This is a genomic window from Methylomicrobium agile (assembly GCF_000733855.1).
GTDB classification, from domain to species: Bacteria; Pseudomonadota; Gammaproteobacteria; order Methylococcales; family Methylomonadaceae; genus Methylomicrobium; species Methylomicrobium agile.
This window is the reverse complement of record NZ_JPOJ01000001.1, coordinates 1,482,233-1,495,438: the sequence shown is the minus strand read 5'-3', so window position 1 is coordinate 1,495,438 and position 13,206 is coordinate 1,482,233. Positions and strand designations below refer to the sequence as shown.

15 protein-coding genes are annotated in these 13,206 nt (G+C 51.2%); 5 read left to right on the top strand and 10 right to left on the bottom strand.

Annotated elements, in window-relative coordinates:
- Positions 1-55: 55 nt before the first annotated feature.
- From tnpB to CC94_RS0107130, 8 genes are all read right to left on the bottom strand, one after another.
- Positions 56-406 (bottom strand): IS66 family insertion sequence element accessory protein TnpB, encoded by a 351-nt coding sequence (gene tnpB, locus CC94_RS0107175; RefSeq protein WP_005368390.1) that lies wholly within the window; start codon positions 404-406, stop codon positions 56-58.
- On the bottom strand, positions 394-681 hold the full coding sequence (gene tnpA, locus CC94_RS0107170) for an IS66 family insertion sequence element accessory protein TnpA (protein WP_005368392.1): 288 nt from the start codon (positions 679-681) through the stop codon (positions 394-396). Before tnpA (CC94_RS0107170) ends, tnpB begins: the two co-directional genes overlap by 13 nt.
- A gap of 263 nt (positions 682-944) precedes the next feature.
- Positions 945-1,796 (bottom strand): HDOD domain-containing protein, encoded by an 852-nt coding sequence (locus CC94_RS0107160; RefSeq protein ID WP_031430348.1) that lies wholly within the window; start codon positions 1,794-1,796, stop codon positions 945-947.
- Between the two features lie 293 nt (positions 1,797-2,089).
- Positions 2,090-2,821 carry an oxygen-binding di-iron domain-containing protein gene (locus CC94_RS0107150; protein ID WP_031430347.1) on the bottom strand — a complete coding sequence of 244 codons (732 nt, stop codon included), beginning with the start codon at positions 2,819-2,821 and terminating at the stop codon, positions 2,090-2,092.
- Positions 2,822-2,936: 115 nt separating this feature from the next.
- Positions 2,937-3,551, bottom strand: a complete 615-nt coding sequence (locus CC94_RS0107145) for a hypothetical protein (RefSeq protein ID WP_031430346.1) — start codon at positions 3,549-3,551, stop codon at positions 2,937-2,939.
- Positions 3,548-5,707, bottom strand: a complete 2,160-nt coding sequence (locus CC94_RS0107140) for a putative bifunctional diguanylate cyclase/phosphodiesterase (RefSeq protein ID WP_005368409.1) — start codon at positions 5,705-5,707, stop codon at positions 3,548-3,550. The genes CC94_RS0107145 and CC94_RS0107140 overlap by 4 nt, the downstream gene beginning before the upstream one ends.
- Positions 5,700-6,479, bottom strand: coding sequence for an oxygen-binding di-iron domain-containing protein (locus CC94_RS0107135; RefSeq protein WP_005368408.1), 780 nt, complete (start codon positions 6,477-6,479; stop codon positions 5,700-5,702). The genes CC94_RS0107140 and CC94_RS0107135 overlap by 8 nt, the downstream gene beginning before the upstream one ends.
- A 259-nt stretch (positions 6,480-6,738) precedes the next feature.
- Complete coding sequence (locus CC94_RS0107130; protein ID WP_005369880.1) at positions 6,739-7,695, bottom strand: IS5 family transposase; 957 nt, start codon at positions 7,693-7,695, stop codon at positions 6,739-6,741.
- Between the two features lie 732 nt (positions 7,696-8,427).
- Between CC94_RS0107130 and CC94_RS0107125 the strand changes: the two genes are divergently transcribed.
- The 3 genes from CC94_RS0107125 (at position 8,428) to CC94_RS24590 (ending at position 9,853) form a co-directional block, all read left to right on the top strand.
- On the top strand, positions 8,428-8,916 hold the full coding sequence (locus CC94_RS0107125) for a hypothetical protein (RefSeq protein WP_005368407.1): 489 nt from the start codon (positions 8,428-8,430) through the stop codon (positions 8,914-8,916).
- Between the two features lie 382 nt (positions 8,917-9,298).
- Positions 9,299-9,550, top strand: coding sequence for a FitA-like ribbon-helix-helix domain-containing protein (locus CC94_RS0107120; protein ID WP_031430345.1), 252 nt, complete (start codon positions 9,299-9,301; stop codon positions 9,548-9,550).
- A 72-nt stretch (positions 9,551-9,622) separates the two neighbouring features.
- Positions 9,623-9,853 (top strand): PIN domain-containing protein, encoded by a 231-nt coding sequence (locus tag CC94_RS24590; protein WP_245549432.1) that lies wholly within the window; start codon positions 9,623-9,625, stop codon positions 9,851-9,853.
- Positions 9,854-10,012: 159 nt separating this feature from the next.
- Here the strand turns inward: CC94_RS24590 and CC94_RS25025 are convergent, their stop codons facing one another.
- Both CC94_RS25025 and CC94_RS22205 read right to left on the bottom strand, forming a co-directional pair.
- Positions 10,013-10,138: a hypothetical protein gene (locus CC94_RS25025; protein WP_005368404.1), complete on the bottom strand. Its 126-nt coding sequence runs from the start codon at positions 10,136-10,138 to the stop codon at positions 10,013-10,015.
- Between the two features lie 325 nt (positions 10,139-10,463).
- Positions 10,464-11,438 carry a helix-turn-helix domain-containing protein gene (locus CC94_RS22205; RefSeq protein ID WP_005368402.1) on the bottom strand — a complete coding sequence of 325 codons (975 nt, stop codon included), beginning with the start codon at positions 11,436-11,438 and terminating at the stop codon, positions 10,464-10,466.
- Positions 11,439-11,596: 158 nt separating this feature from the next.
- Here CC94_RS22205 and tnpA (CC94_RS0107100) point away from each other — a divergent pair, with 158 nt between their 5' ends.
- Complete coding sequence (gene tnpA / locus CC94_RS0107100) at positions 11,597-12,028, top strand: IS200/IS605 family transposase (protein WP_005368400.1); 432 nt, start codon at positions 11,597-11,599, stop codon at positions 12,026-12,028.
- Positions 12,029-12,344: 316 nt separating this feature from the next.
- Positions 12,345-13,109 carry a hypothetical protein gene (locus CC94_RS21290; protein ID WP_005368396.1) on the top strand — a complete coding sequence of 255 codons (765 nt, stop codon included), beginning with the start codon at positions 12,345-12,347 and terminating at the stop codon, positions 13,107-13,109.
- Positions 13,110-13,206 lie beyond the last annotated feature (97 nt).

The following is a 13,206-nucleotide window of genomic DNA, read 5'->3' as shown; positions in this document are numbered from 1 at the left end:
TCATCCCCTGAAAGCCTTGATATGACTGATGTTCAAGAGGATTTTATCGTTAACATCAGACTCGCCATTCCGCCGAGGGTTGAGCCGATAACCGTTGCCAATCGACACCGGCGGCCAACCACTGCCACTGGGCCGGACTGATCGCAAACACCGGATCAGAGGCCTGGGGCCAGACAAAACTGCCTCGATGCAAGCGCCGCTGACAGAGCCACACGCCATTGCCGTCCCACAGCAACAGGCGCAAGCGGTTGCCGGCACGGTTGCGGAAGATGAAGGCCGACCCAGCACACGGCGAATGACCCAGGCTCTGCTGCACGATCGTGGTTAAGCCATCCAGGCCGCGCCGCATGTCGACCGGCGCCACCGCCAGCCAAATCTGTGCCGGGCTCGCGATCAGGCCAGGCATCGCAACAGCTCCGCGAGCCAACTCGCCGGCATCGAAGCCGGCAGTTCCAGGCGATGGCCCTGAGCATGGGTAAAGACAATGACCTCAGTGACAGCCGGTTGAATCTGCACCGGTATCAAGGCCGTCGAATCCTGCTTGGGTAATTTGCGATAATCGCTCAGCCGTGCTGTGAACGTACGGACATTGAGTTGCTGTGCTGCGCAATACGCGGCTTGCGACAAACCACTGCGTTGCCACGCTTCGATATGCTGACGCCATTTCGCTGTGATGGCCATGCTAAAACTCCTGATCAAAAAAATCACAGGATGCCGCAGACGAAAACTATTTTATAGGTGGCTCGGATGGACGCTTACCGAAAAAGTTTCGCAGCGAGGCATCGAGGCGCTGGCGAAAAAAATTCATGATTCGATTAAAAAATAAATACGGCAAGAGGATGCGGGGATGCGGCATTCCCGCCAAACAAAAAAAGCGGCGATCTTGTCGAAGCGGCTCCGGAAGCGTTTGTCAGATTGCTCGTTGGGCAGGCGGCTAGGATTGATTATCCAAAAAGGCTATTGACTAATTCGATGTTGTCCGAAATATTCTCGAGCGTGATCGTTTCGGTGTCGAAGCTGAGTCCGAGTTTGGCGAAAGCGGGCACTATCGAGCAATCGACTCGACAGGCCGGATGGTCGGTTCCGGCAATGCTTTGTAAAAAGGCGACTTGCACAACGTCTACATAATCAGCCTTGGCTCCCGCATCGTATCGGAAATTGTTGTATTCCGAGGCGACCGGCTTTATCGTCGCCGGAAAGTTCAATTTATCCATCACGATTTTGCCGGCGGTGCCGTGCGCTTGTTCGAGCAGCAAACCGACGAGGGTGGGGCTTTCTTTGAACTCTTCAAATTCGGGGGATTGATCAATCATCATGAGTATGGGCAATTTCCCTACTTGGTGAATGAGTCCGGCAAGTATGGCCTCATTGGGGTCGAGGTGAGGCGCAAACGAGCAGAGGAAATGGCTGGCGGCAGAGACATTCCTGCTCAGCTCCCAGATTTGCTTGAATTCGTTTTCCAGAAATTTCGAGGAGGGCGCAAACAGTTGCTGGGTGATCATGCTGCTGACCAATGTGCGGATCGTGTTGTTGCCTAGCCTTAACACCGCCATCTGCACATTGGAGATTTCGGTTCTTCCCCGAAATTTCGGACTGTTCGTCACACGTATGAGACGAGCCGATATCGCCGGATCGGTGAGGATAATTGCAGCCAGATCCTTAGGTGAAGTTTCCTCTTTGGAAACCGCGTTCATAATGTTGATGGCAACGTCGGGTAGCGTCGGCAGATAAGGACTGTTGTTTACCAATTCGTTACTGATAACATCAATGGCGGTTTCAAGTGAAGCTAATTTCATTCTTTCATCCTTATTAAAAAATCTCATTTATTCTTCAGATAGGCAAACCCTCCAGGGTTCCATCCATGTCTTTAATTTTAGATGAAATTTTGCACAATTCTCTTGCTTGTCTCATGAATTTGAAGCCGCATCACAGAGATTTCCGAGTAGGGAAGTAATCATTTTTTGAAATAGAAGCTGGCGCTTGTCAGGCGGCCGGGCGTCGACGTCGCGCCCCGGCACCAGAAAACCGCGCCCGGATCGGCGAGGGCGATCGCCTTGGCCACGCCGATAAAGCTTTTTCTCTGGAAGAGTCAGACTGCCATGCCGACCTGTAAAGCATCGAACCAGTCTAAGAAACGCCCCACATCGTCACCTTTGAACATGCGTCCGTGTTGCGGAGCCAGAATCTCGATATCCAGTTTTCTAACCCGTTCGATCCAGGTCTTTTTGGCTGGGTTGGAGGGCATCCAACGCTGGTGGAAATAACGCATTTTTTCCGTATGCGCTTCGAAATCATCGACGAATAGCGGCGCCTCCCCCGGTTCGAGCGCGGCGCCGATGTCGCCGCTCATCAAAATCTTTGCCTCCGGATCATACACGTGAAAGTTGCCCGAGGAATGCAGATAGTGCGCCGGGATAAACTGCAGCTCAATCGCCTCCAGTTTGAGGCTGCCGCCATTATCGGCAATCGGAACATATTCGATCGATTCACACCCGTAATGCCGTAAAAATCCCTCCCAGATTTTCGGAGCATGAAGTTTGGCGTGGGGCAGTGCCTGATCCCAGAGACTCAGCGACGAAATGACATCCGGGTCCTGATGTGAAGCAAACAGATCGGTAATTTGTTCAACAGGCGCATGATGCAAAACCGCCGCCATCATGGGAGCAAACAGTTCATAGCCTCCGGGATCGAGCAACAGGCAGCGGTTGGCCGTACGTACCATATATTGGTTGGAATCGATGATGTTATCGGGTTTGTTTTTGTCCCGGCCGAACATGATCCATTGATGCTGAGATCCTTCATAAATATTGATCGATTTCATGGTACGAGAGGCTCTGTTTTTGGCAGATTAATAATGTATGTCCGATAAGGCCTGACCGAGGTCGGCGCCCAAGTTCGAAAGACGACCCGTTACCCGTGCAACGGGCGGCAAGCTTTTATTTGTTGGCTGAACCAAACCGGGATAGGGCTATGATGCAGCGTTGTACATGGTCGTGTATTTTGCGGGCGGCGTTATCCACGCTTTTCGATACGGTTTGCAGACTTTGTAAGTATTCGCCTGCCTGAGACGCTTCGATTCTGGAGTATGTCGCAATAATTCCTGCCGTTTTGGCATGTTGCGTTACTGTATCCAGATGATCCATCAGCAGGGCGACGTCGCGCTTAAATTGCAGCTGACAATTCTGTACTATAGCCTTCGCGTCGGCCAAGGGTTTTTGCATGGAATGGGCATGAACCGCCGAGCCGCACGTGGTGGTAATCAATTCAAATTTATTGAAAGCTTCCGTTTTTCGATATTCCTTGATCGTTATCCGGCATAATGATGTTGCCAGTTCGTTGATAATCTCGATATTTTGTATCATCTCTTTCGCCAAATCATTGATGAAATCGGTAATCGGCTGAAATCCCCTGGCTTTGTCTCCGGCACGGAATGCGATGGCTTTGGCGTTTGCGGCAGCCAATGAAATTTCCTTCGATATCGATATAACGGCGGTTAATTCAGAGGTGATGGAAGCCACCGCAATGAACTGTGTTTTGGTTTGATGATTCATAAAGTGTTCAGCGGCAGCCCGATATGAAAGCCTTGTCCGAAGTTGATGCCCATGTCTTTCAATAGATCGAAGATTTCCTGAGATTCGACGAATTCGCCGATCGTCAAAATATCGAGTTCCTGGCATAAACGGGACAGGTTGTGCACCAAGGCCCGATCGATTTTCGAGTTGAGGATATTGCGTACGAAGGCGCCGTCTATCTTGACATATTCGAAACGCAGTTCCCGAAGATAGTGAAACGAATTGTAGCCGCTGCCGAAATCGTCCAGCGCGAACGCAAAGCCTTTTTTCCGGAGATTGGTCAGGAACTTGCCCATATGCGTGATATCGCTGATCGCGTCGCGCTCGAGAATTTCGAACACGATGCTGCTTGGCGGCACTTCCAACTGAGCGCACAATTCTTCGGCGTAGCCTAAAATGCCCCGGCCCTGGATTTCCTGGGCGGACAAATTGATAAACAAGCGTTTGGGTTTGCCTTGGGAATGAATGATCTGCCGATTGGCTTCGATCACTTTCCGTACCATGATCCGGTCCAGTTCGCGTCCCATTCCGTATTTCTCGATTGTCTCGATGAATTGGCCGGCTACCGTGACGCGGCCGTCCGTTTCAAGCAGCCGGGCGATCGATTCGTAGGCGAATATTTCGCCGCTTTTGCAATCGACGATCGGTTGGAAGTAGGGCTGAATGCGTTCCTCGCGCAATGCCCGGCGCAATTCCTCGGCGACGGAGCGACTGTCGCGCATGATTTGCTTTAAATGCGCGGCGGCATCGAACTCGCATACTTCGTTTTTACCCAGACCTTTTGCCTGGTACAGCGCGACATCCACGCCCGACATCAAATCCTCGACAGTCTGCATGTCCCTGGGATAACTGACGATGCCGACCGAGGTGGTGACGTGAAAATCCTTGCCGTTCGGCGATTTGAAAGCCAGGCTCTCCAAATTGGCCCGAATCGACTCGGCGGCGATTTTGGCGCCCTCGGGCGGCGTTTCCGGGAGAATGACCGCGAATTCGTCGCCGCCCATGCGGGTGGCGATATCGCCCTTGCGCAGGTGGGACGTGATCGATTCGGCGATTTTCTTCAATACTTCATCGCCCAACGGATGGCCATAGGTATCATTGATCTCCTTGAAATCATCGAGGTCGAGCAATAACACCGCGAACTGATGGTGATGACGCGACGAACGCCCCACTTCGTATTCCAGCATTTCGTTGAAATAACGGCGATTATGAATGCCGGTCAACGGATCGTGGACCGAATAGTATTCGAGTTCGGACAAAGTTCTGCTCAACACCTTGCTGGACCCGACCACCATGACCATAACCGAGAGCAGTGATCTTATGATCGTCCGTTCCTGCGCGGTCAGGGTATTGACCGAAGCATAGGCAACGCCGAGCAGTCCATCCAGGCCGTAAGCGTGGTCGGGAACGGGCACGGTGAGCATCCTGATATCGGAAAGGTCGGCGGTCCGAAGGTGGCCCGGAATCTGGTATTCCTCGATGTCGAGAAGCACATCCTTCGGTAAATTCAGCTGCCGCAGCATTTTTTGGCCGAGCTGGATGCGGACCTGGCGCTTTTCCTCTTCCTTGTATTCGCCCATGTAATAGAAATACAACGACAGTCCGTGTTCTTCGGCAAACGCGATGAAAAAAAAATTGAATGGAAAAATCTTGTGGAATCCGGCCAGTATTTCCTGAACGAATTCCTTCCATTGCGAAACTTTTTCGTGCGAAAGGATGATGTTTTCCAGAACCTGGCTCTGCCGTTCGAGCAGGCTTTTTTCGACCAGAATCGAAGCCAGGTAATCGGTCGTTTCGGTAAGCTCGTCGATCACCTGCTTCAGGTATTTGCCGTTTTTATACCATTGCCGCTGACGTTCATCGACGAGTTTATCGAATGCCAGATCCAGATTTCGAAAATCCGTAATCGCATTCCGGAACATTTCGACGGTTAATGGATCGTCGATACGCGCCAAACCGCGTTCGAATTCTTCAAGTCCCTTGCCGTGAAGGCGTTTGACCAAAGTGCTGATGGACGAAGCGAAGCTCCGCGTCCGGCTTTGGCTTTCCAGCAGGGAAAAGAGCTGGTTCATCAAGCGTATGCGTAAATCCTCGATATGATGAGGATAAGCCGCAGTGTCTTTAACGCTATTCATTCCAGTTCCCCATCGCGAAATGGCCGCTGTGCGTCATCAGGTCGACGCCGCATTTCAGCTCCTTGAACCAATTCAAAAAATCGGGGACGGACTGGCCTCGATAAATCGGCCCATGCTGGGGTGCCAGTATTTCAATATCCAGCTTCGATACGGCTTCCACCCAAAGCCGCGCGGCTTTGTTGCATACCATATAACGGCGGTGAAAGCCTTCGATAAAAGGCAAATGCGCTGCAAAATCGTCGACGAATTCATATTCGCGATCGACCGGCAGCATTGCCGCGCCGATATCGCCGGTGAACAGAATTTTTGCAAGCGGATCGTAGACATTGATCTGCCCTTCGGAATGTAAAAAATGCGCAGGGACGAGCTGCAGTTGAAACCCGGGCGCGATAGTGCATTGTTTCCCGGCATCGGGGACGCCGACAAATTGAGCCATGCTGGCGATACCGTAATGGGGCAGGAAACGCATCCAGATATTCGATACATACACCGGCGCATCGGTCAGTTCCAGCCAGGTGGACAAGCCGCCCACGATATCGGGATCCTGATGGGAAAGAATGATCGCACAGATCTGTTCGGTTTTGATATAGCGCAACAATTCGGTCAATACGCTGGGCATCACGCCGAAACCGCCGGGATCGAGCAACACGCCACTGTCCTCATGCACGATGAGATATTGATTGGAGCGAATCCCGCTTTCTTCGCCGGGTTCGCTTTCATTCAGCAGGATGAATTTGTGTTCGCCGGAATCGAACAATTTGATGTTACGCATTTGAATTTTATCCAGTTTATAAAAGACTGATTTCCGTTATCAAAATGATAGACGTATTTTAACGGTTAACAATGTTTTAACCGGTAAAATCATTAATAATGATTTTAAGGAAGCTCTGAATAAGTGGTTTTTATAAGCGACACCGTGCGACATCCGTGGCACCTCGCCGAAAATGGGCAAATCCTTCCCGGCAGCGCCCGCTATCGGGGTGATTTCACTCAGTGTTCTCGGTTTTCCAGGGCGAAGGACAAAGGTCTCCCTAGGTCGGCTGCAGCGCCTGCCGAACGTGATAAAGATTGCCCAGGGCAAACAGCAAGTAGAGTTGTTGGGCATTCTTGAACAGCCCCCGGTAACGCACTTTGGTATAGCCGAACTGGCGCTTGACGATCCGGAACGGATGTTCGACCATGGCGCGTAACGGCGCCAGCATGTGGTTGTGAAGGGCTTGCTCTACCGGCAACTCCTCACCCTTCCCCCGCTTGAACGGAAAGGCCCAAACCGGCTCACCTTCCAGGCGATCCGCCGCCAGATTCCGGTCCTTGCGGGTATAGGCCCGATCGCCCAGCACGACCCGTTCCTCGCCGTGCAGCAACGCCTCCGTCATGACCCCATCCGCCACCTTGGCGGTGGTCATCTCCACAGTATGCACCAACCCCGACTCGGCATCGACCCCAATGTGCGCCTTCATCCCAAAGTGGTAATTGTTCCCTTTCTTGGTCGAACTCATCTCGGCATCCCGTTTGCGCGCCCGGTTCTTGGTGGACGGCGGGGCAGCGATTAATGTCGCATCGACGATCGTGCCTTGCCGTAGCAACAGGCCTTTTTCGGCCAACAGCGCCGCCGTTTCATCAAATAGGGTTTGTGCTAACTGATGGCGTTCCAGCAGATGCCGGAACTTGAGGATCGTGGTTTCATCCGGCAGGGCGTCCTCGCCCGCATCGAGCCCGGCAAACTCGCGCAGCAGCGGCATGTCGTGCAATACTTCCTCCATCGCCGGATCGGAATAGCCGAACCACTGCTGCATCAGGTGAATGCGCAACATCGTCGCCAAGGGAAAGGGGCGGCGGCCTCGGCCCGCTGTCGGGTAGTGCGGCGCTATCCGGCTCGCCCACAAACTCCAAGGCACTACCTGCTCCATCTCTTGGAGAAATTGCTGCCGCCGAGTCTGTTTCGGTTTCTTCACAAACAGTGGGGCACTGAGTCCGAGTTGCTTCATGGCGGGCACCTATCGAAAATGGCAAGCTGCGGATATTTTATCCCAGGCGTAGGACTTATTCAGAGTTTCCTTAAGCTTTTTCCGGTACGGAGACGCTTACGTCCAAAAAATCTCGAACCGGTCTGAAGCGAGGTTTGCTCGGTCGGAATTGTCTTGGACCGATTTTGGCGGATAACCGGGTGTCGAACATTACACAAAAACCTTATTAAAAACAAGAATAATGATTGCTTTGTTTGGACGGGATCACCGATTTTTCAACCGGGTTTGGACGGTGGCGGCCTAAATTCATTTCATCCAAGTTTGGGAGAGATGGCTCGGAATGCAGTTCGGCAAAGATTATTGAGTTGTTGCAGGAATTGGGAATCTACTAGTCAGTCAATTTGAAGCGAATGGATATATTTGGGATGATAAACGATTCTAATGAGTTGTTGATCGTTACTGATTGTTATTGTTGAGGTTAGCCCATCCCGTTATACACAACTCAAATTCTAGCAGTATGACCGGATAATTTGCGGGGAGATTAGGAACGAAATGAGTTGGATAACGGAAGAACTGTCAGGGATAGATTTAGGCGGCCAAAGCTTGGATGTGCTTACTTCTGGTAGAATCGGTGTATATCTTGGTTGGATCGTGCCGTTGCGAGTTTGAGACCGATTTGTTGACTGTTGAACGGGTTGCCACAGCGCAGAATGACGCGGCGTCCGATATCACTGTTCATGAGAGCATAACGCTATGACCTTTTTAGCCGTTAAAACCCGGACATTCCCAAAAACCTCGAAAGAGCATTATCTGACCGGCCTGACGGCGTTGAACATCCCGGCGCCCGAAGGTACGGGCGACTGGCATTTTGCAGAGACATTTGAGGGTTTTGCCGGTCGTCCGCCGGGGCCGTATCAACTTGCTGGCGAGACTTTGATGAACACTCGGCCTTTGTTGGGTGACACCGGTATTTTCGACGCGCGGTCGCGACTGGAACCCTATCATCTGGAACTGCCGCCAGGATCGGTCTATACCGCCGACCATTATCGTGCAATCGCCGATATGGTTCTAAATGCCGTTGTTCGCGGCCAACCGTTCGAGGAATCAATTGACCCCGACGATTGGTTACCGGAAGCTGATGAGCAGGCACGCTTGCTACGATTACTTGAAGTCGCAAAGCCATTTTTGAACGTTGAACAATGGCACAGGATCATTTCATGGATTTCTCAATCGATGATGTGATCAATCGTCAGTAATACCATCAGGAGGAACAAGAGCAATGTCGTTTAATAGCCGAGATTCAGGATGGGCATTGTCTGGAGAATCTGAATTTTTCGAATGATCATTAGACATCTATTAAAGATCAAAGTCCGGCGTGTCCCAAAATTTGCCTTAAACGGCTGATTACCCACTTCATAATATTCATTTCGCTAAAAACAGCGGTGAGAAATTATCCGTTTTGGCCTAAAACATAAATCAGCCCAAATCTTCAATAAACACGACATTTTAACGCCAGGAAAAGGGCGGTGTCGGCGGCATGTCGCATCATTGAGGACTTTTGCGACTGTGTTCCATGCGCTTGCGCGATGATAGCAAACAACTTACCATGCAATCATTGAGACACATGGCAAATGTGACCGTACGAAATTTACCCGATGCCGTGCATCGCGCGCTTTGCGTGCGAGCTGCCCATCACGGCCGCAGCACCGAGGCCGAGATTCGTGACATTTTGGAAAACGTCGCTCGCCCGCCCGAGCGCGTCAAGCTCGGTTCTTTGCTGGTTTCCATCGCTCGCGAAGCCGGCGGCCTGACCGATGCCGAGCACTTTAACCAGTTCCGTGACAAGACCCCGGCCGAGCCGATGAGGTTTGAATGATCGTCGTTGATACCAACGTTTTTTCCGAATTGTGGAAGGTCGAGCCGAATCCCAACGTGCAGGCTTGGATTGATGCCCAGGCCGTCGAACGAAACGCTCTATCTGTCTGCCGCCACGGTGGCCGAGCTGCGCTATGGCCTTGCGACAATGCCCGAGGGCAAGCGGCGCACGATCTACCAGGAACGGCTAGAGTATGAAGTTTTGCCGACCTTTGCAGGCCGCGTGCTAGCCTTCGATCTGGATACTTCAAAAGCCTATGCCGACTTGATGGCGCGGGCGAGGGAAGAGGGTAAGCATCGGTAAGGCAGACGGTTATATCGCGGCTACGGCCTCCGCACACGGGCTGATGGTGGCAACGCGCGACACCAGCTCATTTGAGACCCGGGCTTGAAGTTATCAATCCGTGGGAGGAGGCCGCGCCATAAAGCAGGGTTAGCAAGGCCGCCGCTGGCCTGTCACCAATCAGTTCACGGGAACAGCATCGCCGGTGTCCCCGTAATCGCTCGCCAGCTCGATCAGTCCGGCGATGTCATGCAGAGCGGCGCAGCAGCTCCCCAGTTCCCGCCAGTCGGACATCCAGATATTCATTTCACAATTGTGGGATTTTTTCAGAAATTATGAGATTTAGGTCTTCGTAAAAAATCTCATAATTTAAAGATAAAAATCTAACGAAATCTCGCAATTTCAGGGAGGATCACCAGATGGCCTCAGGATACTGACAAGACCACGGTTTACCGGCACCTTCTGCCAGAAACCTCAGCAGTTTGCCTGGTTTCTCGGTGCCGGAGTCTCGGTTTCGGGCGGCAGACCGAGGATGATCCTGAAGCTCAAGCGCCGGCTCGTAAAGACATTTATGGGCCAAATACCTGGCACATGCGGCCTGTCATTTTTTCTTTTCCGGCAACCCGTCTTGCTATTCCAGTTCATCAAGCATCTCTGCGTCCATTTCCATTCGCCCCTGGTCGAAACGATGTGTCGGCAACATAACGTAATCGAGCGCATTCTTATTGATAAAAACAATGCGATGCCAACCTGCGATGGGCAATCGTATCAAATCATTATCCAGCTCACCATCAAAATCCACCAACGGGTAAAAGGCCTCAAACAATGCCTCAGCTCCAACAGCATCCACACTACGCCGTTGTCCGCTTGATAGCTGATATGTCAGCTTCATTGCCAAGTCAAATATCCTATCCGTTTCCTTTTGATTCTTATCTTTCTCGCTTTCCAGTTCCTCCGATTTAATCAGCCCATCGGCCACGAGCTTGCCATATTGATCGTCCGTAATCATGATGCGCTCTGAAACTCGCCGTACGTCTTCGGGAGCGAATTCATTCAAACCATTCTCATCGTCACAGCACAGTGCCTCTACAATCTCCCAATCGCGTGCATCGGGCATCTGCAACTGAATAAAATCCTCGTAATGACCATGTTCGAGACCGTAATCGTCATAGGCTTCGCTGGAAAAATACAGGTCGGCAATCGCCTGCGTCCGAATGATGACGGTCTGATTCGACAAACTTTCAACGGTCACAAATGCGAGGCTACGTTGCAAATCCTGATGCAGGCGTGAAAACGCGCCATCCGAGATCGAAAGTAACAACGGCTTTCCGCCACTGTGAAAGTAAACAGCGACTTCACCGTAATAATTGAGATCTTCGCCCACCGATTCGTCGTAAAACCCTGCCTCGATAGGAAGGTGTCTGCCCAACAAAGCATCCGCACCGATCTGCAATACCTCGGCCAATTTATTAAGTTTGTCTTCCGGAATCGAAGACGCGCCGGACTCCCAGCGTTGGTAGTTGGGTTGTGAGACGCCCACAGCCTTGGCCAGTTTGGCCTGCGTCAACCCGGCCTGAATTCGGTACTGTTTGAGTTTGAGTGCCATACCTTTTCTCCAAAACCAATTTATACGTATAATAAACGTGTAAATTGGCTTTGTCAAAACAACCCGACCTATCGATTTAATTTTCCATCATAAGGTTTAAACCACCGGCTTTAGCCGGTCAGCTTTAGCAGCGATAATAGCGGCCAGAGAGGTGGGCTATGGAATACAGATACGGCAGTCATACGGTTTTTCAGATCGAGTATCACTTTGTATGGGTGACGAAATACCGCTATAAAGTTTTGAAAGGCGAGGTTGCCGAGCGAGTTAGAGAACTGGTTCGGCAGACCAGTGAAGCTTTTGAGATTCGGATCATCCGAGGTGTGGTAAGTAAAGATCATGTGCATATTTTGGTAAGTGCGCCACCGACTATGGCACCGAGCGAAATAATGAGGCGCATCAAGGGTCGGACATCGAGTTATCTCTTTGAAGAGTTTCTGCATTTGAAGAAGCGTTATTGGGGGCAATACTTTTGGGCGCGAGGGTATTTCTGCGCCACAGTAGGGCAGATGAAGGAAGAGATGATCAAAGATTATTTGGAGCATCATTTTGAACCCAACCCGAACGATAATTTTAAGATGGAGCCGGATTAAGACGCGTCGTTGAGTCGACGCGTATCCGGACTTTCAGTCCGTTACTCGAACCCACCTGCTTTAGCAGGTGGTTGTTTAGTTTGATTGTCAATCTGCCGCGCATAGATATTGAAAGCGGTAAGCACAGCCCACTTCAGACTTGTTTGAACTTTTGATAAACGCGGAAGCGCGTCCGGTGCCAGCATCGGTTATCAACCGTACCAGTTTCATTGGCATTCAGCAGAAAAGATTGGTGTATTTTTACCGGCAGTTCTTCCATGAATTTCCGGGATCCGCCTTTTAGCCTCTGAAAGCTGTGGTTGAACGATACGCCACGATGCATCTGATTCGCGACATTACGGAAAAACATACCTTGTTCAGTACGAATGCTAAAAAAGTGCAACTGTGGTATCCATTCAGCCGGGCCTGCAAGAAATATGACCTGGCCCCTTCGGTGTTAAACCGGGCCATCACCGATAAACAAGTCAATGTACATCATGAGCGCACCCGGAAGGAGTATACCAAATGCGCGATTTATCGCCCGGACCTGGAAAAAGTTTTACCGCATTTGAAAGGCTTGATAACGGCTCAGGAGGCCGCGCAACTTCTGGGCGTGACGAAAGCCCAATTTGCCCTGTTGCAAAACAGCGGCTGTTTTAAATTCGAGATCCCTCCCCGCGAGGGCTATTGTTCGACGTGGCAATATTCCCGCTTGGAGCTGAAATCCCTGATCGAAAATATCAATTTGGGGGCAGCGTGTGCGGCCGTGTTGCAAATCATGCAGCATCAAATCCAGAGACGTATATTGAAATACCGTTTCTACAAGGTGATCAAGGCCATTGTGGCCGGACAGCTTGTTGTCCGAAAGCCCGATAACGAACGCTATGAAATCCGGGATCTATTTCTGGATAAAGCGGAATTTGCCGCTTTGGCTGGACCAACTGCGTCCCAATGCGGATGCTCTGCCGGTTACGGAAGCCGCCAAGATTCTCGGGGGCAACGAGGAGTTTGGCTACCAATTGGTAAATCGAGGGTATCTGAATCACAAAACGGATTCGCGTCATGCCAGACTAATATTTCCGGATCATATCCGGCAATTTAAACAGGAGTATGTCATTCTATCCAAGCTCGCAGAAGACTCGGAACGCAGCTCGGCAAGGATTATTGAGTTGCTGGACGCTTCGGAAATCTACCCGGTT